The 26,115-nt window shown below is 74.1% G+C and carries 22 protein-coding genes and 1 pseudogene; 7 read left to right on the top strand and 16 right to left on the bottom strand.

Translation table 11 applies throughout. The features are described 5' to 3' along the window. Nucleotides 1–38 precede the first annotated feature (38 nt). From ACFYMM_RS06930 to ACFYMM_RS06920, 3 genes are read left to right on the top strand one after another with little or no spacing between them, the layout of a single operon-like run. On the top strand, nt 39–422 hold the full coding sequence (locus tag ACFYMM_RS06930; protein ID WP_388384654.1) for a hypothetical protein: 384 nt from the start codon (nt 39–41) through the stop codon (nt 420–422). After that, a complete protein-coding gene (locus ACFYMM_RS06925) occupies nt 419–2,152 on the top strand; it encodes a cation acetate symporter (RefSeq protein ID WP_388384652.1) in 1,734 nt (577 codons plus the stop codon). Before ACFYMM_RS06930 ends, ACFYMM_RS06925 begins: the two co-directional genes overlap by 4 nt. After that, entirely contained in the window at nt 2,149–3,354 is a 1,206-nt protein-coding gene (locus ACFYMM_RS06920; RefSeq protein WP_388384651.1) for a sensor histidine kinase, read from the top strand. The genes ACFYMM_RS06925 and ACFYMM_RS06920 overlap by 4 nt, the downstream gene beginning before the upstream one ends. 55 nt (nt 3,355–3,409) lie before the next feature. On the opposite strand, the gene ACFYMM_RS06915 is transcribed toward ACFYMM_RS06920, so the two are convergent. The 4 genes from ACFYMM_RS06915 to ACFYMM_RS06900 form a co-directional block, all read right to left on the bottom strand. Then, complete coding sequence (locus ACFYMM_RS06915) at nt 3,410–5,989, bottom strand: CBM35 domain-containing protein (protein ID WP_388384649.1); 2,580 nt, start codon at nt 5,987–5,989, stop codon at nt 3,410–3,412. 60 nt (nt 5,990–6,049) lie between these two features. Further along, nucleotides 6,050–6,862: a carbohydrate ABC transporter permease gene (locus ACFYMM_RS06910; protein ID WP_388385280.1), complete on the bottom strand. Its 813-nt coding sequence runs from the start codon at nt 6,860–6,862 to the stop codon at nt 6,050–6,052. A 56-nt stretch (nt 6,863–6,918) separates the two neighbouring features. Continuing rightward, entirely contained in the window at nt 6,919–7,869 is a 951-nt protein-coding gene (locus tag ACFYMM_RS06905) for a carbohydrate ABC transporter permease (protein WP_388384647.1), read from the bottom strand. Nucleotides 7,870–7,947: 78 nt separating this feature from the next. After that, nucleotides 7,948–9,258, bottom strand: a complete 1,311-nt coding sequence (locus ACFYMM_RS06900; protein WP_388384645.1) for an ABC transporter substrate-binding protein — start codon at nt 9,256–9,258, stop codon at nt 7,948–7,950. Between the two features lie 201 nt (nt 9,259–9,459). Between ACFYMM_RS06900 and ACFYMM_RS06895 the strand changes: the two genes are divergently transcribed. Beyond that, nucleotides 9,460–9,636, top strand: a complete 177-nt coding sequence (locus ACFYMM_RS06895) for a hypothetical protein (RefSeq protein ID WP_388384643.1) — start codon at nt 9,460–9,462, stop codon at nt 9,634–9,636. Nucleotides 9,637–9,834: 198 nt separating this feature from the next. On the opposite strand, the gene ACFYMM_RS06890 is transcribed toward ACFYMM_RS06895, so the two are convergent. Continuing rightward, on the bottom strand, nt 9,835–10,905 hold the full coding sequence (locus tag ACFYMM_RS06890) for a LacI family DNA-binding transcriptional regulator (protein WP_388384642.1): 1,071 nt from the start codon (nt 10,903–10,905) through the stop codon (nt 9,835–9,837). Nucleotides 10,906–11,073: 168 nt separating this feature from the next. On the opposite strand from ACFYMM_RS06890, the gene ACFYMM_RS06885 reads away from it, so the two are divergent. Further along, entirely contained in the window at nt 11,074–13,173 is a 2,100-nt protein-coding gene (locus ACFYMM_RS06885; protein WP_388384640.1) for a glycoside hydrolase family 36 protein, read from the top strand. Nucleotides 13,174–13,218: 45 nt separating this feature from the next. Here the strand turns inward: ACFYMM_RS06885 and ACFYMM_RS06880 are convergent, their stop codons facing one another. Then, the gene (locus tag ACFYMM_RS06880; protein ID WP_388384638.1) at nt 13,219–14,745 is read right to left on the bottom strand and encodes an FAD-dependent oxidoreductase; all 1,527 of its coding nucleotides are present in this window, start codon (nt 14,743–14,745) and stop codon (nt 13,219–13,221) included. 118 nt (nt 14,746–14,863) lie between these two features. Here ACFYMM_RS06880 and ACFYMM_RS06875 point away from each other — a divergent pair, with 118 nt between their 5' ends. Both ACFYMM_RS06875 and ACFYMM_RS06870 read left to right on the top strand, forming a co-directional pair. Further along, nucleotides 14,864–15,340, top strand: a complete 477-nt coding sequence (locus ACFYMM_RS06875; protein ID WP_388384636.1) for an SRPBCC family protein — start codon at nt 14,864–14,866, stop codon at nt 15,338–15,340. A gap of 162 nt (nt 15,341–15,502) precedes the next feature. After that, nucleotides 15,503–15,670: pseudogene (locus ACFYMM_RS06870) on the top strand (SDR family NAD(P)-dependent oxidoreductase); the annotation flags it as partial. 78 nt (nt 15,671–15,748) lie between these two features. Here the strand turns inward: ACFYMM_RS06870 and ACFYMM_RS06865 are convergent. The 10 genes from ACFYMM_RS06865 to ACFYMM_RS06820 all read right to left on the bottom strand — a co-directional run bounded on the left by ACFYMM_RS06865 (nt 15,749) and on the right by ACFYMM_RS06820 (nt 26,097). After that, a complete protein-coding gene (locus ACFYMM_RS06865) occupies nt 15,749–16,171 on the bottom strand; it encodes a CBS domain-containing protein (protein WP_388384634.1) in 423 nt (140 codons plus the stop codon). A gap of 457 nt (nt 16,172–16,628) precedes the next feature. Next, a complete protein-coding gene (locus ACFYMM_RS06860) occupies nt 16,629–17,618 on the bottom strand; it encodes a glycosyltransferase family 9 protein (protein WP_388384632.1) in 990 nt (329 codons plus the stop codon). Nucleotides 17,619–17,632: 14 nt separating this feature from the next. Further along, entirely contained in the window at nt 17,633–19,066 is a 1,434-nt protein-coding gene (gene rfaE2, locus ACFYMM_RS06855; protein WP_388384630.1) for a D-glycero-beta-D-manno-heptose 1-phosphate adenylyltransferase, read from the bottom strand. Then, nucleotides 19,063–19,692 carry an SIS domain-containing protein gene (locus ACFYMM_RS06850; protein WP_388384628.1) on the bottom strand — a complete coding sequence of 210 codons (630 nt, stop codon included), beginning with the start codon at nt 19,690–19,692 and terminating at the stop codon, nt 19,063–19,065. Before ACFYMM_RS06850 ends, rfaE2 begins: the two co-directional genes overlap by 4 nt. Beyond that, on the bottom strand, nt 19,689–20,924 hold the full coding sequence (locus tag ACFYMM_RS06845; RefSeq protein ID WP_388384627.1) for a glycosyltransferase: 1,236 nt from the start codon (nt 20,922–20,924) through the stop codon (nt 19,689–19,691). Before ACFYMM_RS06845 ends, ACFYMM_RS06850 begins: the two co-directional genes overlap by 4 nt. Further along, a complete protein-coding gene (locus tag ACFYMM_RS06840; protein ID WP_388384625.1) occupies nt 20,921–21,883 on the bottom strand; it encodes a glycosyltransferase in 963 nt (320 codons plus the stop codon). The genes ACFYMM_RS06845 and ACFYMM_RS06840 overlap by 4 nt, the downstream gene beginning before the upstream one ends. Beyond that, nucleotides 21,880–22,887, bottom strand: coding sequence for a glycosyltransferase family 9 protein (locus ACFYMM_RS06835; protein ID WP_388384623.1), 1,008 nt, complete (start codon nt 22,885–22,887; stop codon nt 21,880–21,882). The genes ACFYMM_RS06840 and ACFYMM_RS06835 overlap by 4 nt, the downstream gene beginning before the upstream one ends. Then, on the bottom strand, nt 22,884–23,414 hold the full coding sequence (locus tag ACFYMM_RS06830; RefSeq protein WP_388384621.1) for a D-glycero-alpha-D-manno-heptose-1,7-bisphosphate 7-phosphatase: 531 nt from the start codon (nt 23,412–23,414) through the stop codon (nt 22,884–22,886). The genes ACFYMM_RS06835 and ACFYMM_RS06830 overlap by 4 nt, the downstream gene beginning before the upstream one ends. Further along, complete coding sequence (locus ACFYMM_RS06825; protein WP_388384618.1) at nt 23,411–24,466, bottom strand: glycosyltransferase family 2 protein; 1,056 nt, start codon at nt 24,464–24,466, stop codon at nt 23,411–23,413. The genes ACFYMM_RS06830 and ACFYMM_RS06825 overlap by 4 nt, the downstream gene beginning before the upstream one ends. After that, complete coding sequence (locus tag ACFYMM_RS06820; RefSeq protein ID WP_388384616.1) at nt 24,463–26,097, bottom strand: carbamoyltransferase; 1,635 nt, start codon at nt 26,095–26,097, stop codon at nt 24,463–24,465. Before ACFYMM_RS06820 ends, ACFYMM_RS06825 begins: the two co-directional genes overlap by 4 nt. Nucleotides 26,098–26,115: the final 18 nt, after the last annotated feature.

Raw genomic sequence — 26,115 nt, 5'->3', positions numbered from 1 at the left:
CGCAACAAAGGTGATCACCGCGGTGTTTGGGGTGCGTCATGGGTGCGGAATCCGTCCCCCGCCGAGAGGTGGTCACCGGGGAACCGCGCCCGGCCCGGGGGGCCGAGGCACCGCACCTCCCGGGAACCGGATCCCCACCCGCCGACGACGACACCACCCTGCGAAAGTTGATGCGCCGTCAACTACGGGCCGCCCTCACCGCCACCGCGCTGCTCGTCCTCGCCCTCGGCCTGCTCCCCGTCGTCTTCCGGCTGCCACCGCTCACCGGCACCCTGCCGCGCGCCCCGATCGCCGTCTGGATCGTCCTCGGCGTGGCACCGTACCCGGCGCTGATGGGCATCGGACGCTGGTACGTGCGCCGCGCCGAACGCAACGAGACCGAGTTCGCCGCCCACCGGGCCGGACCCGGAGCCGGCCGTTGAACCAGACGTACGGCATGGTCGGCGTGTCGGCCGTGGTCCTCGCCACGGTGCTCGTCGGCGCGCTGGGTCTGCGTCTGTCCCGGACCACCTCCGACTTCTACGTCGCCTCGCGCAGCGTCCCCCCACCGCTCAACGCGGCCGCGGTCAGCGGCGAATACCTCTCCGCGGCCTCCTTCCTCGGCGTCGCCGGACTCGTCCTCGCCCAGGGCGCCGACATGCTGTGGTTCCCCATCGGCTACACGGCCGGATTCCTCGTCCTGCTGGCCTTCGTCGCCGCCCCGCTGCGCCGCTCCGGCGCCTACACCCTGCCGGACTTCGCGGAGGCCCGGCTGGAGTCCCGGGCGGTGAGGCGGACCGCCGGCGCGCTGGTCGTCGGCGTCGGCTGGCTCTACCTGCTGCCCCAACTGCGCGGCGCCGGACTGACCCTGCGCCTGCTCACCGGCTCACCGGCCTGGCTGGGCGGCCTGGTCGTGGCCGTCGTGGTGACCGCGGCCGTGGCCGCCGGCGGCATGCGCAGCATCACCTTCGTCCAGGCGTTCCAGTACTGGCTGAAACTCACCGCCCTGCTGGTGCCCGCGGTGTTCCTGCTGCTCGCCTGGCGCTCCGACCACACCCCGCCCCCGGCCTGGGACGAGCGGCCCGTCTTCCACCGCTCCACCCAGATCCGCGTCGACCGGGCCGTGCGCGTCACGTTCCACGAGCCGGTGCGGGTGCGGGCCACCGGCACCGTCGACGGCCGCCCCCTGCACGAGCGCACCCTGTCCCTCGGCGAGGGAGCGCACCGCCTCGCGGCCGGTACCACCCTGCGCTTCCCGCCCGGCGCCCAGGTGCCCCTGCCGGACGACGGCCCCGGCCGCGCGGCACCCTCCAGCTGGGCACGGCCCCTGTCCGCGAACCGCGAGGAACACGGCCTGTACGCCACCTACGGGCTGATCCTCGCCACCTTCCTCGGCACCATGGGCCTGCCGCACGTGGTGGTCCGCTTCTACACCAGCCCGGACGGCCGCGCCGCCCGCCGCACCGCCGCCGTCGTGCTCGCCCTGCTCGGCGCCTTCTACGTCCTGATCCCCCTCTACGGCGTCCTCGGCCGCGTCTACGCCCCCGACCTCCTCCTCACCGGCGACACGGACGCGGCGGTGCTCGTCCTGCCGCAGCGGCTGATCGGCGGCGTGGGCGGCGACCTGCTCGGCGCCCTGGTCGCCGGCGGCGCCTTCGCGGCGTTCCTGTCGACGGTCTCCGGACTCACCATGTCCGTCGCGGGCGTGCTCACCCAGGACGTGCTGCCGAGTCTCGGCATCCGGCACTTCAGGCCGGCCACGGTCCTGGCGATCGCGGTGCCCACCGCCGCCAACACCGTGGTCAGCGAGCTGCCCGTGGCCGACGCGGTCGGACTCGCCTTCGCCGTCTCCGCCTCCTCCTTCTGCCCGCTGCTCGTGCTGGGCATCTGGTGGCGCGGCCTGACCGCGCCCGGCGCGCTCGCCGGACTCGTCCTCGGCGGCGGCTCCGCGCTCCTCGCGGTGACGGCGACCATCGCAGGCGGAGCCCGCTCCGGCTGGCCGCACACCCTGCTGGCCTGGCCCGCCGTCTGGTCGGTGCCCGTCGGGTTCGCCGCCATGGTGCTCGCCTCCCTGGCCACCCGGGGGCGGGTCCCCGCCGGTACCGGGGCCACGATGGCCCGGATCCATCTGCCCGAGACACCGGCCGGCTGCGCCGCGGGACGCCGCCCATGAGCGCGCTCGCCGCCGTCGCCCTCGCCGCCGCCGCGCTCGCCCTGTTCACCCTGGGCGCCGGCGTCGGCCATCTCGCCGCACGCCGGCAGCAGGAGGACCCGGCGGGCCTCGGCACCCCGGTCGAACGCGCCACCTTCCACACCCTGCACCGGGCGGCGCTCGCCGCGCCGCTGCTGCGCGCGGGCCTCACCGCCGACACCGCCCGCAGGGCGGCCCGGCGCCTGCGCCCGCTGCTCGGCACGGTCGCCCTGAGCCTCACCGACGAGGAGACCGTGCTGGCCTGGGACGGCGTCGGCGACCATCACCGCGACGAACTGGCGGCGCAGCTCGCCCACGCCGTACGCACCGGCCGCACCCAGTCGTTCAGGACGACCTGCGACAACGCAACCTGCCCGGTCCGCTGGGGCGTCGTCGCGCCGCTCGTCGTCGACAGCCGGGTGCCCGGCACGCTGGCCGCGTTCGGCGACCGGCAGTCCGCGGTGATGATCCGGGCCGCCGAGGAGGTGGCCCGCTGGGTCTCCGTCCAGCTGGAACTCGCCGACCTGGACCGGGCCCGCTCCAGCGCCATCGAGGCCGAGATCCGCGCCCTGCGCGCCCAGATCTCGCCCCACTTCGTCTACAACTCGCTGGCCGTCATCGCCTCGTTCGTCCGCACCGACCCCGAGCGGGCCCGTGAACTCCTCCTGGAGTTCGCCGACTTCACGCGATACTCGTTCCGCCGCGACGGCGAGTTCACCACCCTTGCGGAGGAACTGCGCTCCATCGAGCAGTACCTCGAACTCGCCCGCGCCCGCTTCGGCAGGCGGCTGGAGGTGACACTGCGGGTCGCTCCCGAGGTGCTGCCCGTCACCCTGCCCTTCCTCTGTCTGCAGCCCCTCGTCGAGAACGCCCTCAAGCACGGCCTGGAGGAGTCCGTCGACCGCAGCCGCATCACGATCTTCGCCCAGGACGAGGGCACCGAGGCCCGGGTCGTCATCGAGGACAACGGTGTCGGCATGGAACCCGAGAGGCTGCGGGGCCTGCTGCGCGGCGCCGCCGACCCGTCCACCGGCATCGGGCTGCGCAACGTCGACACCCGGCTGCGGCAGCTGTACGGCGACGACTACGGGCTCGTCATCGAGACGGGGGTCGGCGCCGGCACGAAGATCACGGTGCGGGTACCGAAGTTCCGGCCGGGGATCCACCCGCCCCGGCAGGCGTGAGCCCCTCCCCGGTACGGCAAGGGAGGGGCCCACGCCCGGTGGCCGGCCGTCGCCGTCAGCCCGAGACGGGGGCGACGGTGACGCGGTCGATGTTGGGCGCGTACGCGTCGGCGTTGCCGAAGGAGACGGTGTTCGTCCCGGCGGCGAGGTCGACCGGGACGGGCAGGTCCCAGTACGCGGACCAGCCGTAGGTGTTGCGGAACATGACCGTCCGCGCCGTGCCGTCGACGGTGACGGTGGTCGCCCGGGAGACGACGTTGGTGTTGTAGTTGCCCGATCCGGAGACCTGGTCGTTGGCGTAGCGCACGTTCAGCACGTAGCGCCCGGCGGCCGGTGCGGTGACCTTCAGGGTGAGGGTGTTCCCGGAGCCGTTGCCGATGTAGCCGACGTAACGGCCGCCGGACGCCCAGGTGTCGGAGGTGACGACGGCCGTGCCGGCCAGAGTGCCGTTCTCCGCCTCGTACGTGGTCGCGCCCGAGGTGTCGCCCGAGCCGTCCACCCGCAGGTCCCGCAGGGTGAGCGTGGTGGAGCCGGCCGGTGCGGCGGTGATGCGGTTGTTGCCCGCGTGCAGGTAGAGACGCGCGGACCGGTCGGTGAGCGAGCCGCCGGTGGAGGGCAGGGTGGCGGCGGTGGCGCCGTCCATGGCCAGGGTGCTGGAGCCGCCGGTCGAGGAGTAGTCGCCGTGGACGGTGTAGTAGCCGTCCTTCGGGGCGTAGGCGTCGATGGCCGCCTGGGAGCCCGGGGTGAGGACCAGGGCGCCGGCGCCGGTGGTGCCGGAGGCGGAGTAGGAGTAGCCGGGCGAGCCGGTGATGTCGGCGTAGGTGGCCGGGTAGACGGACTCCGGGGTGTGCGAGGCGGTCAGGTCGATCTTGTCGAGGGTGACCTCGCCGGTGGCCTTCGCCAGGGTCAGGGTGTGCGTTCCGGCGGTCAGGGCCACCGGGGTGCTCGCGATGGAGCGGTAGGTCCAGTTCAGGGTCGGCGCGTAGGTGAGGGTGGTGGCGGTGCCGCCGTCGACGGTGAGGGTCTGGGTGGACGGGGAGCCGGACTGGTTGCCGTAGAAGACGTCCAGGTCGTAGGTGCCCGTGCTGGGGACGGTGACGCTGAAGGCGACCTTGCTGGTCGGCTTGTCGAGGCTGCCGACGTCCTGGGTGCCCGAGGTGGTGTAACCGTTGGGGTTGGAGACCGTGGCCTGGGTGTAGACGGTGCCGTCGGTGATCGTGGCGTTCTCGGCCTCGTACGTCCTCGACCAGGGGACCGAGGCCGCGGCGGGCGAACCGGTGCCCGCGGGGTTGACCGTGATCCGGTACGCCGACAGGGCGTCGAGGCCGGTCAGCGGCACGGTGACGCTGCCGTCGGCGGCGACGGCCCGGGTGCTGCGGGACAGCACGGCGGGCGCGGCGCCCGCACCCTCGTAGCCGCTCCAGCCGGTGCGCTCCACGGTCACGTTGACCCGGGTGCCGAACGACGGGGGTATGTGCCGGATGACCGTGTCGGCCGAGCCGGCCGCCCCGCCGAGCAGGACCTGGGCCTGCTTGCGGCCGGTGTCCAGGGAGGCGAGGCCCTGCAGGGTGTCGATGACGTCCGACTGCGGCGGTGTCACCCGCACGGTCTGTCCGGTCAGGCCCGCGTACCAGCGCAGCAGCCACCAGTCGCCGTTGGGGATGTTGGTCTGGGCGACGTTGTCGTCCAGGTTTCCGGCGATGTCCCAGTAGGCCTGGTCGGCGTGGACCTTGTTGCGTTCGAACATGGAGATCCACTGGACCATCTGGCCCGGGACGGACAGGTCTCTGCGGTCGCCGTACTCGTCGATGTTCACCGGCAGCCTGCCGATGCCCGCGCCGGTTTCGATGGCGCGGTAGGCGGCCAGGTTGGACTCGAAGTCCCGCAGGGAACCCGGGGACAGCTCATGCCAGGTGGTGACGTCCGGCAGTACGCCGTTGGCCTTGGCCCAGGGGTAGAAGTCGCCCAGCAGACGCCTGTCCATGTGCGTCTCGTTGGGGCCGGCGATCCTGGCTCCGGGCAGCTTCGCGCGGATCTCGTGGTAGACGGTCTTCCAGTCGCTCTCGAAACTGCCGAGCGCGCCTGCGTACGTGGTGCTGTCGGAACTGCCCAGGCCGGTGTACCAGTTGCCGTCCGGTTCGTTGAACGGCACCCAGACGAACCGGTTCGCGTCCGGACTCGCAGCGACCTTGGCGACCATGGTGTCGACCTTGGCCAGATAGTCGCTCAGCCCCGGGTTCTCGTACGGCCAGGAGGCGTAGACGTCCTGCATGTAGACGTAGTCGTCGCCGCCGCCGGTGCGGGCGAAGAAGGGCTCGACGGTCAGCGCGTCGCCGTTGGGGTGCTGCGCGCCGTCGGGTGCCTTCTGGGCGATGGAGGTCATGTGCAGCGGAGCGACCACGCTCGCGCCGGGAACACCGTCGTCACTCAGTCCGTACAGGGCGCCGTTGGCCCCGTGCATGACGGCGCCGGTGGTCTGTCCGAGGTCGACGGTGAGCTGGGGGTTCGCCGCCTGTGCCGCCGGGGCGACCAGGGCCGATCCGAGGAGGGCGGCGGCGGTCAGGGCGGCGCCGGACAGGGCGCGCAGCCGCCCCGGGCCACGGCGGCCGGGGGGCGTTGGTGCGGTAGCGGGCATGGCTGTCCTCCTCCTCCCGCGACGGTGCGGGAGGTCTCCGGGGGTGGGGGTGCTTCAGGGCTACTTGACGGCGCCGCTGGTGATGCCGGACACGATGCGGCGCTGCGCGAGGACGAACACGAGGACCATCGGCAGGCTCATCAACACGACGTAGGCGAAGATCAGGTGCCAGTTGTCGAGGTAGAGCTGGGCGTTGGCGACCTGGTAGAGGTTGAGCGGCAGGGTGGCCTTGTCGCCGCCGCCGAGGACGAAGAACGCGTAGAAGATGTCGCTCCAGGCGAACAGCATCACCATGATCGTCGCGGTGGCGATGACCGGCCGCAGCAGCGGCAGGATGATGCGCAGGAAGATCCGCACCGGTCCGGCGCCGTCCATGCGCGCGGCCTCCTCCAGTTCCTCCGGCAGGGCTCGGATGAACCCGGTCATGAAGAAGACCGACGTCGACAGGTACATCCCGGCGTAGACGCCGATCATGCCGGGGCGGGCGCCGGCCAGGCCCAGTTGGCGCAGCTCCATGACGATGGTGATCACCGCCGGGGGCAGCAGCAGACCGCTGATGCTCACCGCGTACAGGACGTTGACCAGGCGTCCCTCGCGGCGGGCGAACACCCAGGCGGCGCCGGCGCCGAGGAGCAGCACGAGGACGACCGACGGGGCGACGACCAGCAGGCTGTTGACGAAGCCCTGGACGACCTTGCCCTCGTCGAAGGTCTGCCGGTAGTTCGCGGCGGCCTGCACATGGTGGGGCAGCGAGAGGTTGGGCTTGATGGCCTCGGCCTGGGGTTTCACCGAGGTGACCGCGACCAGCCACAGCGGGACGCCGATGGTGACGGCCGCGACGGCCAGGACGGCGAGGGGCTGCACCCAGCGCAGCGGGCGCCGGGGGTGCCGGGAGCGCCGGGGGAGGGGGGTGGGGGCGGGAAGGGCGGTCACTGGTTGTTCTCCCTCCGCCGCAGGCCGACGATGACGGGCACGGCGAGCACGACGACGATGAGGAAGAGCACCAGGCTCATCGCCGAGGCCTGGGCGTACAGACCCTGGCCGAAGATGCGGAACATGTAGATGTTGAACACCTCGGTCTCGCTGCCGGGGCCGCCCGCGGTGGTGGCCTGGACGATGTCGAAGGTGTTCATGGACCCGATCAGGGCGGTGGTGACGTTGAACGTCACGGCGGGGGCGAGCAGCGGGAAGCGGATCGACCAGAAGGTGCGCCAGGCGCCGGCCCCGTCGATGCGGGCGGCCTCCAGGACGTCACCGGGCATGCTCTTCAGGCCGGCCAGGTAGATCAGCATGGCCAGGCCCATCCACTTCCAGCCGTGGATGAGGGTCACCACGACCAGCGTCCAGGTCGTCGAGCCCAGCCACGGGGTGTCGACGGGGTGTCCGGCCAGGGACGACAGCACGCTGTTGAGTGCCCCGTCCTGGGCGAGCAGGGCCCGGAAGATGTAGCCGACGGCCAGCGCGGAGATCAGCACGGGAAGGAAGAAGACCGCGCGGAAGAAGCGGTTGAAGCGGCTGTCGCGCTCCAGCAGCAGGGCGAGGCCCAGACCGAAGGCGTTCTGGAAGAGGGCCACGAGGACCGCGTACTCCAGGGTGATGCGGATGTCCCGGGCCATCGACCCGTCGTGCAGGATGGTGCTGAAGTTCGAGAAGCCCGCGAAGGCGATCTGCGCGTGGAACGCCGACCAGTTCGTGAACGGGTAGACGAAGTTCAGCAGGTTCGGCAGCAGGAAGAACACGCCGAACACGGCGAGCGCGGGCACCGCGAACCACCACGGCTGGTCGGCCCGGCGGCCACGGCGCCCGGGGCGGCGGGGCGGCGGGTCCTCGGACTTCGCGCGCGTGGCGTCGAGGGCGCCCATGGTGGCGGTGTCCACCACTTGATTACCTCCGGTACGGGCCCCGGGCGCGCCGTCGGCGGGCGGCCCGGGGGCGGGCTGGGCCAAGGGGGCGCCCGGTCAGAAGCCGGGGACGGCGCGGGCCTTGAGGACCTGCTTGAACTGGTCCTCGGCGGCCTGGGCGACCTCGATCGGGGTCTTCTTGCCGTAGATCATGTCGGCCAGCGCCAGGTGCATGTCGGGCGCGGTCAGCGCCTTGACCTGGAAGACGCCGGTGGCGGTGGGCAGCGCCTTGGCCTGGGCGACGGCGGTCTGCGGCAGACCGTCGGGGTTCGGCACGGACGGCTCGACCGAGACCAGCTTGCCGGCCTTGATGTAGGCCGGGTAGTCCTTGCCGAGCCAGTACGACAGGAACTGCCGGGCGGCGTTCTCCCGCTTGGTGTCGCCGGTGTTGAAGGCCACCACGCCGTTTGTCTGGTCGGGCGAGTACTCGGCGTTGGCGGAGCTGTTGGCGATGGGGAACCAGCCCAGCTTGCTGTCCATCTCCGCGGTGCTGGAGGTGGCCTGGATCTCGGACTGGAGCGAGGTGACGTTCAGGGCCATCGCGGCACTGCCGTCCATGATCGCCTTGCCCTGGTCCACGAAGGTCGCGGTCCTGTAGTCCTTCTGGGCGAGACCGCCGTCGAGGATCTTCGTCTTGTACTTGGTGATGGCGTCGACGATCGTCTTGTCGGTCCAGCTGTCCTTGTTCTTGTTGAGGTTGTCCCAGAACGACGGGGGCAGGTCCGTCATCTGCGCCTGCACCTGCCACTGCAGGGGCCACTTGTCGCCGCCGACCTCGAAGAACGGGGCCACACCCGTCTTGGCCTTGATCTTCGCGGCGTCGGCCAGCATGGCGTCGTAGCCGGTGGGCATGGTGGTGATGCCCGCCTTCCGGAAGACGTCCTTGTTGTAGTAGACGCCGAGGACGGCGGGGCTGGTGACGATGGCGGCGTAGCGGTGGCCGTCGACCTGGCCGAGGCTCTGCTCCGTCTTGCCGAGCTTGGAGACCCAGTCCTCGTTGTCGAGCCGCAGCAGGTTCTTGGCCGGCTGGACGAAGGGCAGGGTGCTGCCGGTGGGCTGCCAGAACATCAGGTCCGGCTTGTCGCCGGAGGCCAGCTTGGTGGGCACGTTCGACTCGTAGGGGTCGGGGATCACCTGGGTGCTGACGGTGGCCCCGGTGGCCTTCTCGAACGCGGATATGACCTGCTTGGGTTCCGCGACGCTGTTCTGCGCGACCCACATGGTGAGCTTGACGCCCTTGAGGGAGGCGGTGGGGTCGACCGACCCCTGGGGCGCGGCGCCGCCGGCGCCGGCGGTGCTGTCACTGCAGGCGGTCGCGGTCAGCCCGAGAACACAGGCTGCGGCAAGGACGGAGACGGCTCTTCTCATGGCGGGATCCTTGGTCGTACAGGCGGAACGGGGCGGGAGGAACGGTGCGGCGGAGCTGGGTGATGGCGGTGGGCGGGCGGGTCGGGTGCGGGCGGTGCTGGGGGGCTGACGATGGGTCGCGTACCAGGGGTGACTGGGAACTGACGGTGTGTCGGGTATCTCCGGGTGCGGGAGGTGCGGGAGGTGCGGGAGGTGCGGGAGGTGCCGGAGGTAGTGCTGAAGTTGCAGGAGGTGCAGGAGTTCCAGGAGGTGCGGGAGGTGCGGAAGGTGCGGGAGGTAGTGCTGAAGTTGCAGGAGGTGCAGGAGGTGCAGGAGGTGCAGGAGGTGCAGGAGGTGCGGGAGGTGCAGGAGGTGCTGGCGGGGCGGGAGGCGCGCTAGATCTGACGGTGTGTCGGTGTGTCGGGTGCCGGCCGTGCGTCGGATACGGGTGGTGCCTGCGGTGATCGGTGGTGCGGGAAACAGGTGGTGCCTCAGGTGTCGGCCGTGTGCCGAGTGCTGACCGTGCGTCGGGTGCCGGCCGTGCGCCGATCGCGGCTCAGATGCCGGGCACGGACGGACCCGTTCACGGGGTAGGGCTCATGCGTGGCGCGCCCCGGCGCTCTCCCGCAGGACGAGTGCCGGTTCGGCCGGGGCCGGCGCCGGCTCCTGGAGGCCGGCGTCGAGTTGCGCGCGCAGCAGACCGAAGGCGGCGCGGCCCAGCCCCTGGAAGTCCATCCGGACCGTGGTCAGGGACGGGGTGACGAAACCGGAGTGCGGGGCGTCGTCGAAGCCGATCACGCTCACGTCCTCGGGGACCCGCCGCCCCGCGTGGTGCAGGGCGCGCAGCACGCCCAGGGCCAGGTCGTCGTTGCCGCACAGGATCGCGGTGACGGCCGGGTTCCGGGCCAGCCTGCGGCCGGCCTCGTAACCGGCCGGGGCGTCCCAGCCCTTGCCGGCCGGCGTGGGCGGGGTGACGCCGGCGGCCTTCAGTGCCTGACGCCAGCCCTCGGCTCGGGGTCCCGCCGAGCGCCGGGTGCCGGTCGAGGCGGGGATCGCCACATAGTGGACGGTCTCGTGACCGAGCGCCAGCAGATGCTCGGTGGCGGCGCGGGCCGCCTCGCGGTCGTCGGCCCATACGGCGGGACGCCCGGGCTCGTGGCCCGGCGCCGGCGCCTCCACGACCGCGGCGCACGGCACGTCGGCCGGGACGCGGTCCAGTGCCTCGGCTCCGAGCTGGTCGAAGCCGATGACCACCATCCCGCCGCCGGCGTCGACGGCCGCGGCCACCGTACGGTCCAGGTCGTCCTCCGGCGTCAGGACCCGCACACCGAGCGCGTACCCCGCGGCGCGGGACGCCTCCTCCAGGCCCTGCAGGGTCGCCGCGTAGCCGTACAGGACGGTGTTCGAGGTGAGCACGGAGATCGACCGGGTCACGCCGCTGGCCAGCGCGAACGCCGTGGCGTTGCGCCGGAATCCCAGGCTCTGGATGGCCGCCTCGACCCGCTCGCGGGTCTCCTGACGGACATTCGTACGGCCGTTGATGACCCGCGAGACGGTCTGGTAGGAGACTCCCGCCGCCTGGGCGACATCGCGGATGCTGGCGGCTTTCTGCTGTCCCGGGGGAGCGGCGGCGCCACCTCCGGAGGTTGTGTGACCGGTCACATGCATGCGAGGATTGTGACCGGTCACATAGGGGGCGTCAAGAGACCCGTAACTGGCGATTCACTTCTGGAACACACGGACGGAACGGACAGCGCACCGCCGTCGAGAGGGAAGACCCAGCTCATCGCCGCACAGTGCCACCGAGAGACCCACCGTCCCAGAAGGGAACAACCGTTGAGCACAGCCGCCGGAACAGTCGAGGGATCCCTTCTCTGGTCGCACCCGACGCTCGGGCTGCACATCGTCGTGGACGCCGCCGGGTCGGTCCGTCTGGGGACGCCCGGCCAGGGCCGGACCCGGCTGCTCCCGCTCGTCGAGGTCACCGCCACCGGTCACGGCCGCACCTGGTCGGGGGAGCGCTTCATCGACACGGCCATCGGCGAGCGCCTGGCCTACCGCGGCCACGACACGGTCCAGGACGGCCCCTGGGAGCGTACGACCGTCCAAGTGGCCGACCCCGACACGGGACTGGCCGCCCAGGTCGTCCTTCACGCGGCCCCCGGTACCGGATTCCTCCGCGCCCACGTGCGCCTGGTGAACGAGGGAGCCGTCCCGCTCCAGCTGGAGAGCGTCTCCACGCTGACCCTCGGCGGCATCCTCGACGCCGACGGCGGACTCGACGGGCTGACCGTGCACTGGGCGGACAACGACTGGCTCGCCGAATGCCGGTGGCGCCAGGCCCCGTTCCGGGACGAGAACGTGGCGCTCGGCCGGGCGGCGCACGGCCACGAGGGCCGCGGCTGCTTCGAGCGGTACTCCCAGGGCAGCTGGTCGACCGGCCGGCATCTGCCGGTCGCCGCCCTCACCGACCGGGCGGGCCGCGCCTGGCTGTGGCAGATCGAGTCCAGCGGCGGCTGGCGCTTCGAGACCGGCGAGCGCGAGGGCGCGGCCTACGTCGCCCTGTTCGGACCCGACGAGGCCCACCACCAGTGGCGCCAACTCCTGTCCCCCGGAGAGGAGTTCAGCACCGTACCCGCCGTCCTCGTGCGGGCGGGGGCCGGCGGTCTCGACGCCGCCTTCGGTGAACTCACCGACTACCGCCGCCGCATCCGCCGCGACCACCCCGACCACCGCACCCTCCCGGTGATCTACAACGACTACATGAACACCCTCATGGGTGACCCCACCACCGCCAAGCTGCTGCCGCTCGTCGACGCGGCGGCCCGGGCCGGCGCCGAGGTCTTCGTCGTCGACGCGGGCTGGTACGACGACGACGCCCAGGGCTGGTGGGACGCCGTCGGCGCCTGGGAGGCCGCGCCCGACCGCTTTCCCGGCGGTATTCAGGAGGTCCTGGACGCCGTCCGGCTCCGCGGTATGACGCCGGGGCTGTGGCTGGAACCCGAAGTCGTCGGCGTGCGCTCGCCGTTGGCCCGCACCCTGCCGCCCGAGGCGTTCTTCCGCCGGGGCGGTGTGCGGGTCACGGAGCACGGACGGCACCACCTGGACCTGCGCCACCCGGCCGCCCGCGCCCACCTGGACCAGGTCGTGGACCGGCTGGTCGGCGAGTGGGGCGTCGGATACCTCAAGCTCGACTACAACATCAACATCGGGCCCGGCACCGAGTCGGGCGCCGAGAGCGCGGGCGCCGGACTGCTCGGCCATCACCGCGCCCACCTCGACTGGATGAACGCCCTCCTGGACCGGCACCCGGGCCTGGTCCTGGAGAACTGCGGCTCGGGCGGCCTGCGCATGGACTACGCCCAGCTCGCCGTGGCCCAGATCCAGTCCACCAGCGACCAGCAGGACCCGCTGCGCTACCCGCCCATCGCCGCCGCTGCCGCCACCGCCGCCACCCCCGAGCAGGCCGCCGTGTGGGCCTACCCCCAGCCCGGCCACACCCTCGACGAGATCGCCTTCACCCTCACCGGCGCGCTGCTGGGCCGTATCCACCTCTCCGGCTTCCTCGACCGCATGAACGACGGGCAACTGGCCCTCGTCCGCTCCGCGCTGAGCGTGTACAAGGAGATCCGGCCGCAGATCCGCGAGGCGCACCCCTTCTGGCCGCTCGGGCTGCCGGCCTGGGAGGACGCCTGGATCGCCCACGGACTCCGGGGACCGCGAGCCACGTTCCTGACGGTGTGGCGCAGGGACACCGGTACCGGACAGCGCACGCTCACCGTCCCGCATCTGCGCGGCGTCCACCTCGTACCGGAGGTGCTCCACCCCGGCACGTCCGGGGTCACCGCGCACTGGGACGCGGCCGAGGGGACGCTGACCGTGTCCCTGCCCCGCCCCCGTACGGCGGCTCTGCTGAGGCTGGCGGGCGCCCGCTGAGGCGGCGCCCGCCGAGGTGACCGCCGTGGGAGGGGCGGGCCCGGGTCAGAGGTCGCGCTGTTCCAGCGGGCGCACGGCGGGCCCCTGCAGGACGCGTCCGTCCGGGGCGAAGCGGGAGCCGTGACACGGGCACTCCCACGCCTGCTCCGCACGGTTGAAGGACACGATGCACCCGAGGTGGGTGCAGCGGGCCGAGACCGCCTGGAGCCGGCCGTCCGCGTCCCGGTGGACGGCGCACTGCCGGGCGCCCACGCGCACCACCGCGCCGTCGCCCGCGGGGATGTCGTCCGGCGCCGGCCCCGTCGCGGCGGACAGCCGGTCGCCGACGAAGTGCCTGGCCACATGGGCCTGATTGGTCAGGAAGGACGCTCCCTCGCGGATCACGGACGCCAGCCGGCGCGGGTCGTAGAGCCCGGCCCAGTCGGGCGTGCGGCCGTTGATCAGGTCGCTGAGCAGACGACCGGCCATGATGCCGCCGCTCAGCCCCCAGCCGCCGAACCCGGTGGCCACGTAGGTGTGCCGCCCGCCGGCGTGGAACGGCCCGACCAGCGGCACGGAGTCGGTGGAGTCGTTGTCCTGCGTGGCCCAGCGGTGCGTGAACGTGAGCGCGCCGAAGCGGTCCTCGGCCCAGGCGGACAGCCGGGCGAACCGCTCCTCGACATCGGCGCCGCCGGGCGTGAAGTGCTCCCCCGTGACGATCAGCAGGCGTTTGCCGTCACGGTACGGCGCGGTGCGCAGCGAGCGCGTGGACTGCTCCGGGGTGATGTACATGTCGCGCGGGGCCCGGTCCTCGTCGACGGGGGCGGTCACCACCAGTTCACGGCGCGGGCTGAGACGGGTGAACAGCAGCGCCCGGTCGAAGACGGGGTAGTGCGTGGCGATCACGACCTCGCGGGCACGGACCTCCACACCGGTGTCCGTCACCAGCACACAGGGTTCGCCCTCGGTGAGGCCGACCACGCGCGTCCCCTCGTGGACGGTGCCGCCGCGGCGGCGCAGATCGTCGGTGAGGGCCAGCAGGTACTTGCGCGGATGGAACTGCGCCTGCCCGTCGACCCTGACCGCGCCGGCCACCGGGAAGGGCAGCTCGGTCTCGGTGACGAACTCGGCCGGCAGACCCGCCTCGCGCGCCGCCTCCGTCTCCGCCCGGAGCACCCCCACGCGCCGCGGGTTCTCGGCCCAGGTGCAGGACGCCGCTTCCTCCCACTCGCAGTCGACACCGAGTTCGTCGACGATGTCATGGGCGTGCCGGATCGCCTCGCTCTGCGAGCGCGCGTACAGCCGTGCCCCCTCGGCGCCCCGGGTACGGCGCAGATGGTCGTAGACCAGCGTGTGCAGGGCGCTCAGTTTGGCCGTCGTGTGGCCGGTGACCCCGGCGGCGACGCGGTCGGCCTCCAGCACGGCCACCTCGCGCCCCTGCCGGACCAGTTCCCAGGCCGTGCTGAGCCCGGCGATGCCGCCGCCGACCACGGCGACGTCGACGGAGAAGTCGGCGGAGGGCGGGGGACAGGGGGTGGGGGGCGGAGCGGTCTCCAGCCAGTAGGAACCCAGGATTCCTGGCTCGGTGTTCATGGCCGCCGAGTGCCCATCGTGGTGCGTGATACGCCGCTACCGGGTTACCCGGTGCGGCGCAGACGCGCGCGGTGGCCGACCAGGCCCGGCGCGGACGACCGCCAGCGAGGAGGTACTGATGAGCACGGTGAAGGAAGCGGTGGACGTCGAGGTTCCGGTCCACACCGCCTACAACCAGTGGACGCAGTTCGAGGACTTCCCGAACTTCATGGAGGGCGTCGAGGAGGTGCGGCAGCTCGACGACCGGCACAACCACTGGACCACCAAGATCGGCGGGGTACGGCGTGAGTTCGACACCGAGATCGTCGACCAGCTGCCGGACGACCGGATCACCTGGCGGGTGATCGACGGCGAGACCCGCCAGCGGGGCTCGGTCAGGTTCGAGCGGCTGGACGAGACGCACACCCGGGTCGAACTGACGATGGAGGTCGAGCCCACCGGCGTCGCCGAGAAGGGCGCGGACATGCTCGGCATGATCGACCGCCGGATCAAGGGAGACCTGCGCCGCTTCAAGGGCTTCATCGAGGAACGCGGCGGCGAGACGGGCGCCTGGCGCGGCCGTATCCGCCCCGGAGACCCCGGGTCGACCCTCTGACGCCCTCGGACACCCTCCGCTCACGGGCCGGAGCGCCCCGGGCGGGCCCCGCACACCGGCGGCCCGCCCGGGGCGCGGCCGTCCCCGTCGGCGGTCCCGGCCGTTCGTGACCACGCGCGGGGACCCGTTCGCCCGGACCCCGGCCACTCGCTCGGAGGCCTCATGCAACCGCAGCACGTAGAAGTCCCAGGCCGCCCGCACACCGCCCCCGTGGCCGTGATCACCGGATCCGACTCCGGCATCGGCCGCGCCACCGCCGTCCGGCTGGCCCGCGACGGCATGGACATCGGCATCACCTGGCACCGCGACGAGGAAGGGGCGCGGCGGACCCGGTGAGACCCCGCCCCCCGGTTCGAGTCCCGGGGTCCGGCCGGGCTCCGGGTCGGGAGTCGTCGTGGCGCGCACTCCTCACTTGTTGGGCCTGGCGGCGCTGATGTCCCCGAGGGCCGAGCCGGGATCGCGCTCGATGGCCAGGTCGGCGATGGAGACGATGCCCACCGCGTGATCGCCTTCGTCGACGACCGGGACACGGCGGACGGAATGCGTACGCATCAGTTCCACCGCCCGGTCGAGATCGTCGTCGGGCCTGACCGTGACCAGGTCGTCGCTGCACGCCCGGGCCACGCTGGTCCGGTCGAGGTCGCCGCCCTCGGCCAGCGCGCGCACCACCAGGTCGCGGTCGCTGACCAGCCCGCGCAAGTGCTCGCCCTCGGTGACCAGGACGACACCGATGTCCTCGTCGCGCATCATCCGCGCGACGGCGGCCACCGAGGTCTGCGGCTCGACGGTCACCGGATCACTCGTCATGATGTCGCTGACATGCTGGGTCATGGAAAACACCCCCTCCGGGGGACCGGGGCGGCGCCCTGCACCGCCACTCGGCAACCGAGTACCCGGAGGCGATCGGTCCCCACGCCGAGCCGGGGTACCGCCGTCGCCGACGCGGCCGGGGTTTCCGTTACCTCGACGCCCAGGGCCGGCCACAGCGCGATCGCAGGGCGGCGGCGCGGGCCGGACCCGCGCTCGCCCGCAGGGCCACCGGACAGGGGCGCCGCAGCCACAGGGTGAGCACCTACGTAGTGGTGTGACCGGAAAGGTTTGCCGAACAGCTCGCGGCGTCCGGTGCTGGGGGCACCTCCCACGCCGTTCAGGCAGTGGGGGAGCGTCGCAGGGCGGAGCGTCGCAGGGCGGAGCGTCGCCCGCGTACCGGATGTGCTCGGGTGATGCGACAACGCGGAGAGGTGCCGGGCCGGGCGTCGCGACGGGGCGAACGTTGCCTGCCGCGGCACTAGTTACGTTCCCCCCGGGTGAGCAGGGCCAGCGACGCGGCGGCCGTCTCCTCCACGCCGATCCGCAGCAGCTGTGGGTCGGGGCGGTCGCCGTGCGGGTCACCGGGCGGTCCCGGCTTCCACAGCGCGCGATGCCGGTCGCAGCGGGGCGGTCCCCACAGACGCGGTGACACCGGGCCGAAGAGGGTGACGGACGGCGTCGCGTGGGCGACGGCGAGATGGGCCGGGCCGGTGTCGCCGCTGACGACCAGCGAGGCCCGGGCGACGAGTGCCGACAGCTCGGCGAACGGCAGTCCGCCGCGCAGCACTTCCCGCGCCGGCAGGCCCGCGCGCGCTGCCACGTCCAGGACCAGCGCGTCCTCCGCCGGACCGCCGGTGACGACGACCCGGTGGCCGGCCTCCCTCAGCCGCCGGGCGAGCACGGCGTAGCGCTCGGCCGGCCAGCGGCGGGACGCGGACTCCGCCCCCGGATGCACCACCACCGCCCCGGGCGCCGGCGACGGCACGGCGGGCACCGGCAGCCGTACGTCCTCAGGGTCCGCGCTGATGCCGTAGGCCGCGAGGAAACCGCACCAGCGGGCCCGCTCGTGCTCGTCCGGCCGCCAGGCGGGCGGCGCGGCGCGGCCGGCGGGCGCGCCCCGGGAGGGGGCCCGCTCGGCGTAGGCCAGCAGTCGGCGGGGGGCCAGGGCGGCCAGCGCGTCGCGGCTCTCCGGGCCGTTGCCGTGCAGGTCGATCGCGACGTCCGGGGGCGGCCCCCGCCAGCCGTCGAGCGCCGGCACGCCCCGGTTCGGGGCCTGGGCCGGAAGGACGGCGTCGACGGCACCGGTGGCCAGCGCGGCCTCTTCGAGCGCGGCCGGCACCGCCAGGACGACACGGTGCCCGGGGAAGGCCCGGCGCACCCCGCGCAGCGCGGGCACGCCGGTGAGGAGGTCACCCAGGCCCAGCGCGCGCAGCACCAGCACCGCCGGCCGGGACGACCGGTCCGTCACCGTCACCGGCACCGTCACCGCGGTCGTGGGGCCGAGGCGGCCCGCCGCGCGATGCCGGTGGTGGAGCGGCCGTCCAGGTAGGGGAACAGCACGACCTGCCCGCCCCAGCTCTCCACCAGCGACGCCTCCGGCAGCCGGGCGAGGGCGTAGTCGCCGCCCTTGGCCCAGATGTCCGGCCGCAGTTCGCCGAGCAGCCGTTCGGGCGTGTCCTCCTCGAACACGGCGACCGCGTCGACGCACTCCAGGGCGCGCAGCACCCGGACCCGGTCGCGCAGTGGGACCAGGGGCCGGCCGTCGCCCTTGCGGCGGCGCACCGACGCGTCCGAGTTGACGCACACCACCAGACAGTCCCCGGCCCGTCGGGCGGCCTGCAGCAGGGCCACATGACCGGCGTGCAGCAGGTCGAAGCAGCCGCCGGCGGCGACGACGGACCCGCCGGCGGCCCGGACCCGGGCGGCCGTCCGCAGGGCGTCGTCCGCCGGTTCCCGGCCGGCCGGCCGGTCCGGGGGCGGCGCGGCCCCTTCCGGGAGCGAGCGCACCCCGCCCTCGGTGACGTACCGGGTGGCGGCGTGCACGGCGGCCCGTACGGCGGTCTCGGTCAGCTCACCGTCCGCGAGCCGTCCGGCCGCCGTCGCCGCGAACCGGTCACCGGCGCCGCAGGCGTCACCCTCGGCGGTGGCCGGCGACGGCACCAGCAGCGGCGTCTCCCCGTGCGACAGCAGCGCGCCCCGGCCGCCCAGCGTGACGGCCACCGAGGCCGCCCGCCAGACCCGCACGAGCGCGCCCGCGTCCCGGGCGGCACCCTGCAGCCCGCCGCCGCTCCCGCCCTGCCCGGCCGTGCCGGTGTCCGGTCGGGCGGCGAAGGCGCCCGGTCGGGCGGCGAAGGACCGTGCCTCGGCCGTGGACGGCGTGACCAGCCGCACGCCCGGCACGGGCGGGCTTCCGCGCGGGTGCGGGTCCCAGACGACGGGCACCCGCGCCGCCGCCCCGGTCAGTGCCTCGCGCAGGACGTCTGCCGTGCCCCGGCCGTAGTCGGCGACCAGGACGGCGGACGCCTCGGCGACCGCCCGGCACGCCTCCCGCGTCGCCTGCGCCGCCCGGCCCTCGCCGTCGTCCAGGCGCAGCAGCGGCCTGCCCTGCGCGAGGATCCGGGTCTTGCTGGACAGCGCGCCGGTCAGCGGCAGCCGTACGAGACGCACCCGTCCGGCCAGCAGCCGGGCCAGGGTTGCGCTGGCCTCGTCGTCGCCCAGCGCGGTGACGAGGGTGACCGGCCGGCCGTCGGCGGCGGCCAGGCAGGCCGCGAGGGCCGCCCCGCCGGGCCGGGACGTGCGCCGGGCCCCGCTGACCACCGGCACGGGCGCGTCGGGAGCCAGGCGTTCGGCGCGGCCGCACAGGTCGTGGTCGAGCAGCGCGTCCCCGACGACCAGCAGCGGGACCGGGGTCCTCATCGGCCGTCCCCCCGCGTCACGGCCCCGGTCCACCGGTGGTCCACGGACGGCCGGAGCCGGCCGGCGGCCTCGTCGAAGGACTCGCAGAGCATGTGCACCGCCACCAGATGGAGTTCCTGGACCGTCGCGGCGGTCGCCGCGTCCACGCACAGTGCCTCGTCCCCGGCTCCGGCCAGCGGGTTGGGCGCCGGGCCGGTCAGCGCCCAGACGGTCAGGCCGAGGCGCCGGGCCCGGTTCGCGGCGACGAGCAGGTTGGCGCTGGCGCCGCTGGTGGACAGCAGCATCAGCACATCGCCGGCCCGGCCGTGCGCGGCGACCTGCCGGGCGAAGATCTCCTGGACGCCGTAGTCGTTGGCGATGGCGGTGGTCGAGGAGGTGTCGGCGTGCAGCGCGAGCGCGGAGAACGGCGGCCGGTCGTCGCGGTAACGGCCCACCAGCTCGGCGGTCAGGTGCTGGGCCTGGGCCGCGCTGCCGCCGTTGCCCGCGACGAGCAGCCGGGCGCCCGTGCCCAGCCGGTCCGCAAGGCCCGTCCCCCAGCGCCGCAGCACCGGGGAGGCGTACCGGCGGAATCCGTCGAGTGCCTTCATCAGGTCGTCGCAGTGTGTGGCGTCGGTGGCGAGTTTCATCGGACGGCTCCCGAGAGCGCGGGGACACGGGACACGGCGCCGTAGACCCGGAGCACCGCGTCGGCCACCCGGTCCCAGGTGTAGTGCGCCAGGACCCGGCGCCGGCCGGCGGCGCCGTACCGGCCGAGGCGCACCGGGTCGTCGAGCAGCCCGCGGATGGTCCCGGCGAGGTCGTGGTCCTCGTCGGAGGGCACCAGGACGCCGGTGACACCGTCCACGACGGTGTCCAGCTGTCCGCCCACGGCGGTGGCCAGCACCGGCGCGCAGCAGGCCATGGCCTCGACGGGGACGATGCCGAACGGCTCGTAGCGGGGCACGGACAGGACGAGGTCGGCGCCGGACATCAGCCGGGGCATCAGCGACCGGCTCACCCCGCCGAGCAGTGTCACCCGGTCGGCCACCGCGCACTCCTCGGCGGTCGCCCACAGCCGCTCCGCCTCCGGTTCGGCGCCGAGCAGGGCCGGTTCGGGTCCTCCGGCGACGAGGAGTTCGGCGTCGGGGACACCGGCGAGGGCGCGAATCGCCCGGTCGAAGCCCTTGCGGGGCACGAGCCGGCCGACGGTGAGCAGCCGGCGGGGCGACGAGGGGGCCCGCCGGGCTCCCGCGACCGGCGCGAACTGCTCCGGGTCCACCCCGCAGGGCACGACGTGCACCTGCCGGCGGGGCAACCCCATCGCCACCAGCTCGGCCACCTCGTCCTCGCAGGTCGCGATGATGCCCGCGCACTCCCGCCCCACGGCCGTCTCGATCGAGATCCGTTCGCGCGGGCTGGTGTCGGCGGCGCCCTGGTGACGTCTCTTCACCGTGCCGAGGGCGTGGTAGGTCTGCACCACGGGCAGGCCCAGGGCGCGCGCCCCGGCCACCGCCGCCATGCCGGACATCCAGAAGTGGGCGTGCACCACGTCGGGCGGCTCGGCCGCCCACCTGCGCCCCAGCCACGCCCCGAACTCCGGCATGTACGGCAGGAGTTCGTCCTTCGGGATCGGCGCCGGCGGTCCGGCGGGCACATGCACGACCTGCACGCCGTCGTCCGTCACCACCCGGTCCGGCAGCCGGGGGTCGTCACGCCGGGTGTAGACGACGACCTCATGGCTCCGGTGGGCCAACTGCCGGGCGAGCTGGGCCACGTACACGTTCTGGCCGCCCGCGTCCGGGCCGCCGAGCTCGGCCAGCGGGCTGGCGTGCTCGGAGACCATGGCGACGCGGCCGGCCGGCCGATGGCTGCGGCTCATGGGGCGACCTCCTTGATCAGACGTTCCCAGTCGTCCCGGAAACGGCGTTCCGAGTAGCGGGCCTGTGCCGCGGCCCGGGCGGCCTCGCCGGTCCGCCGGGCGTGGACGGGGTCGGCGAGGAACCGGCGGACGGCGTCCTCCAGTACGTCGAAGCGGTTGGAGACCACCCCCGCCCCCTCGGGCACGGCCTCCCGGACCTCGGTCGTGTCCAGCGCGACCACGGGCATCCCCAGGAACATCGCCTCCAGCAGGGAGAGTCCGAGCGAGGTCCACCGCACCGGGTGCAGGTACAGACGGCGGCGGGCCATCGCCGGGTGCAGTTCGGCCTGGGGCAGGTCACTGCCGCGGCAGCGGCCGGGGGGCAGCCCCAGGTGGCGGTCGAGTCCTTCGGTGCGCATGCCGAAGACGTCCAGCGGGACCGTGCGCGCGAAGGCCGGCAGCAGGTCCGTGCCGGTCGTACGGCCGCGTCGCACGGGGTCGTTGACGACGACGGCCGCCCGCGGCTCCTCGCCGGTCCACAGCGGGCCCGGGTCGATGACGCCGTGCTCGATCACCTCGGTCGGCGCCCGGCCGTTGTCCCACATCAGCCGGTTGAAGTGGGTGACGTGCACGAGCGGGATGTCGGTGCGGTCGGCGAGCGGGTGCCGGGTGCCGACGGCCGACTCGTGCGGGCTGTTGTGCTCGACGTACACGGCGGGCACGTCGGTGCCGGGCCGTCGGCCCGTCCACCGCCGGGCCAGGGCCAGTTCGTGCGGCCGTTGCAGCACCATCAGGTCGATGGGGGCCTCCCTCAGCTGCTCCGGACCCAACTCCCGTACCGAGGGCGGCCATTGCCAGGTTCTGGCCCGGCCCAGCCCGTCCGGTCCCCGGTCCGGTGTCACCGGGACGAGGAAGTCGTAGGGTCCCTGGACGAACGAGGTCAGCCACGAACCGTGCACATGCCAGACCAGGATGTTCATGAGCGCTCCTCGAGCAGCTTGTGGACGGCCGCCACCACGTCGTGCCCGGTGACCTCCTCCAGACAGGGATGACCGGGCACCGGACACCGCCGCGCCCGGCTGCCGGCGCACGGCGCGTACTGGTCGCCGAGGACCACGCACGGCACCCCGTACGGCGCCCACCGCTCGGCCGGCACGACGGGCGCGAACAGGGACACGACCGGGGTGCCCACGGCGGCGGAAAGATGCGCCGGACCGGTGTTGCCGCTCACCACGACGTCGGCCGCGCGCAGCACGCCCGCCAGGGTGCGCGGGTCGGTCCGGCCGCCCAGGTCCACCGCCGTGTCCCCGCTCACCAGCCGGGTCAGTTCCCGCTCGCCGGGGCCGCCGGTGACGACGACCCGGTGCCCCGCCTCGGCGAGCAGCGCGACGGCCTCGGCGCACCGTCCGGGACTCCACGCCCGGGCGGGCGCGCTGGCGCCGGGGTGGACCACGACGTAAGGGCCGTTGCCGGTCAGCGCGACGGTGTCCGGCGGCGGCAGGACCCGCAGCCGGCCGTCGTCCCCGGGCGGCGGCGCGAAACCCAGCGCGGCGGCCGTGTCGAGCGCGGCCTCGGCCTCGTGCCGGCCGGGCAGCCGCCGGTGCCGTACGTCGAGCAGGCGGCCGGGGTGGTCGACGCTGTCGGCGCCGATCCTCGGCACGCCCGCCAGCCGCAGCACCAGAGCCGTCGGCAACGGGCTCTGATGGGAGGAGGCGAGGACGAGCGCGGTGTCGAACGCGGCGTCCCGCAGCCGGCGCACCAGGCCGTCGACGTCCGCCTCCGCCACCGACGGCCCCTCGAACCCCTCCCAGGGCGCGGCCCACACGATGACCTGGTCGACGCCCGGCAGCAGGTGGGCGGCCGGTTCGCCGAGCGGGCCGCAGAGCAGGGTCACCCGGGAGCTGTGCGCGGCGACCGCGCGGATGGCGGGCCCGGCGAGCAGGACGTCGCCGAAGCTGTCGAGCCGTACGACCAGGGTCCTCACGGCCGCTCACCGTCCAGGAGGATCAAGCGCACCGCGGCGAGCAGGTCGGGAGCGGTGCGGGGCGCGGCCTCGATCTCCTCGGGCAAAGTCGCCGCGGTGGGCACCAGCACGCCCCGCGCGCCCGCCGCCCGGGCGGCCAGCACGTCGGCCGCGATGTCCCCGACGACCACGCAGTCGCACGGTGCCACGCCGAGGCGGCGGGCCGCCTCGATCACCAGTCCCGGGCGGGGCTTGCGGCAGTCGCAGCGGGCGTCGGGGGCGTGCGGGCAGTAGACCCAGGTGCCGAGGCCGCCGAGCAGCGCGTCCGCACGCCGGTTCACCCGCCGGACCTGGTCGTCCGTGAGCAGTCCGCGGCCGATGCCCGACTGGTTGCTGACCACACCGGTGGCGATGCCCCGGGCGCGCAGCAGGTCCAGGGCGGCCCGGGCGGCGGGCAGCGGCCGTACCCGGTCGGGGTCGCCGTTGTAGGGGACGTCCTCGACGAGGGTGCCGTCGCGGTCGAAGAGGACGGCGGCGGCCCGGTTCACCGGGGGCTCCCGAGCGGGGCGGCGGCGAGGGACACCGTCCCCGGCGCACCGGTGGCGGTGACGGTCCCGAGCGGGGTGGCACGGCGGTGGCGCACGAGGCCGGCGAGCCAGTGGCGGACCGCCAGCGGCGGGATGAGCACGCTGGTGGCGAGCATGGTGGTGATCTCGGTCCCGGTGCGCGGGCCCGGCCCGATACGGGCCAGCGCGAACTCGGCGGTGCCCAGCGCCCACCCGGCGCCGGCGACGGCCGCGGCCCGGCGCCGGCCGGTCACCGCGCAGCCGACCGCGGTGAGCGCGGCCGCGGTGACGAGCGTGTGCGCGGGGAGCCGGCCACGGGGCGCCTCGGCGCGCCGCCACCAGTCGCGGCCGTGCAGACGGGTCATCAGGACGTCGTCGGCGTTGCCGCGCTGGGCCCGCACCGACACCCAGCGGTCCGCCGCGCGCACCGGGTGGCGGGTCGTCCGCCGGCCCCGCACCAGCCGCCAGCCCGCGCCCCGCACCCGCAGGGCGAGGTCGGCGTCCTCCCGGAAGGCCCGCCGGAACCGCTCGTCGAAGCCGCCGGCCCCGGCCAGCGCCACCGTGCGGTAGGCCATGTCGGCGGTGGCCCAGGCGGCGTGCTCCAGACCGGCCGTGCCCCGCTCCCAGTCCGTCGGCCTGCGGTCCCCGGGGAGCGGGACGGTCAGCCGCCCCTGGCTGCCGCCCGTGTCCGGGCCGGCCGAGGCGAGGTCGTCGGCGAGCAGCCGGGACCAGTCCGGCAGCACCTGCACGTCGTCGTCGAGGAAGACGGTCCAGGGCGTGGTGACGGTGCGCCAGCCCGCGTTGCGGGCGGCCGCCGGTCCCCGTCCGCCGGTCCGCAGGGTGCGCACCCGGTCGCGCAGCATCCCGGCCGCGTCCAGCGGCAACTCCCCGACGGGACGGGGGCGGTCGTCGACCACGACGATCTCCTCGGGCGCGGGGCCGTCCTGGGCCGCGGCGAGCGCGCGCAGACAGTCGGCGAGGCAGTCCCGGCCGATCGTCGGGATCACCACGGAGTAGGCGGTGGCGTGGGTCATGCGAACACCTCCGCACGGCGCACCGCGAACGGCCCGAGCGCGAGCAGGTCCACCGGGGCTGACCCGAAGCACTCCAGGGCGTCCCGGGGGTCGTCGACCATCGGCCGGCCGGCGGTGTTCAGACTGGTGTTGACCACCACGGGCAGTCCCGTACGGCGCTCGAAGCCGTCGATCATCCGGGCCACCAGCGGCTCCTCGGCCCGGTCCACGGTCTGGATCCGGGCCGTGCCGTCCACGTGGACCACCGCCGGGATCCGCTCCCGCCAGGCGTCGGCGACGTCGTGCACGAACAGCATGTAGGGGCTGGGCAGCGGCCCGTCGAACAGCTCGGCGGCCCGTTCCGCCAGCACCATGGGGGCGACGGGACGGAACTCCTCGCGTCCCTTCACGGCGTTGAGCCGTTCCAGGTTCCCGGCGCGCCCCGGATGGGCGAGCAGCGAGCGGTGCCCGAGCGCCCGGGGGCCGTACTCACCGCGCCCCTGGAACCACGCCACGATGCCGTCCGAGGCCAGCTCCTCGGCCACCGTCTCGGCGATGTCGCCGGGCTCCTCGTAGGGTACGGCCGCCCGCTCCAGCCAGGCCCGCAGTTCGGCGTCGCTCCAGCCGCGGCCGAGCGCCGCGGTCGGCATGGCGTCCACGGTCTCCTTGGCGCTCGCGACGTGGTAGGCGGCGCCGAGCGCCGTGCCCGCGTCCCCGGCGGCGGGCTGCACCCAGATCCGTTCGAACGGCCCGTCCCGGTGCAGCCGGGTGTTGGCCACACAGTTCAGCGCCACCCCGCCGGCGAGCGTCAGCACCCTCTCACCGGTCCGTTCGTGCAGCCACCGCGCCAGGCCCAGCAGGACCTCCTCCAGACAGGCCTGGGCGCTCGCGGCCAGATCGGCGTGGTCCCGGGTCCAGCCGGCGCCGGGTGCCCGCGCCGGCACCAGCAGCGACCAGGGGACCGGCCGGGCCCGGAACCCGCCCCGGCCGGCCGGGCGGACGTACTCGCGCAGGACGTCGAGGAAACGCGGCCTGCCGTACGAGGCCAGCGCCATCACCTTGAACTCGTCGCTGCTGCGCAGGAATCCGAGGTGCTGGGTGAGGTCCTCGTAGAACAGGCCCAGGGAGTCGGGCAGCGACTGCGTGGCCAGCACGGTGAGTTCGCGGTTCGCGTAGCGGCCGGCGAGATGGGAACCGCACTCGCCCCGGCCGTCCAGGACGAGGACCGCGCAGTCCGGGTACGGGGAGGCCTGGCCCGCCGAGGCGGCGTGGGCGACGTGGTGCGCGACGAAGCGGACCTTGGCGGGGTCGAGGCCGGGGAGGGCCTCGGCCAGGAATCCGGGGGCCCTGCGCGCGTACTCCTGGCGGAGGTGGTCCCAGGGGTCGTCGAGGTCCAACTGGTCGGCTGGACGGGCGAGTTCGGGGTCGTAGGAATAGGCGACCGCGTCGAGTTCGGACGGGCTGAGCCCGGCCCGCTCCAGGCACCACCGGGCGGAGAGCTCGGGCAGTTCCCACGCGGAGAAGGGGACGGGCCGCTTGCCGTGCTTACGACGGCTGAAGCGTTCCTCCTCCGCCGCGGCCACGACCCGGCCGTCCATGACCAGGGCGGCGGCGGGGTCGTGGAAGAGGGCGTTGATTCCCAGGACGCGCATGCGGTGCCTCCGTAGCGG

It is taken from the genome of Streptomyces sp. NPDC006739 (assembly GCF_042869815.1).
Lineage (GTDB): Bacteria > Actinomycetota > Actinomycetes > Streptomycetales > Streptomycetaceae > Streptomyces.
The sequence above is the reverse complement of the archived record's forward strand: the minus strand, read 5'-3'. Positions and strand labels throughout refer to the sequence as shown.